General features: G+C 67.9%; 1 protein-coding gene. It reads right to left on the reverse strand.

Features of this window, described 5'->3' with window-relative positions:
• Positions 1-277, reverse strand: a 277-nt coding sequence (locus SB725_RS30965) for a FecR domain-containing protein (protein WP_410923206.1), incomplete at both ends; no start/stop codon positions are given.

Consider the following 277-nt stretch of genomic DNA (forward strand, 5'->3'; position numbering starts at 1 on the left):
GGCGCATGAATGGCCACGCTGCCGTGGGTCACGCTCAGGCGTGTGCAGCGTTCCTCCACGCGCACGACGAAGCGGGCGTCGAAGCCTTCCAGCAGGGCGTGGCGGCTCTCCACCAGCAGCGGGCGGGCAGGGCCGTGATCGGCTCCACAGGACACCATGATCTCGCCCCGGCGCAGTTTGATCAGGCGCTGTTCGGCATTGAAGTTGAGGTCCGCCGCGCTGTCGGTATTGAGTTCCAGGCGGGTGCCATCGGGCAACTGGAAGCCCCGCTGCTCGC

It is taken from the genome of Pseudomonas sp. SIMBA_041 (genome assembly GCF_046535095.1).
Lineage (GTDB): Bacteria > Pseudomonadota > Gammaproteobacteria > Pseudomonadales > Pseudomonadaceae > Aquipseudomonas > Aquipseudomonas mucoides.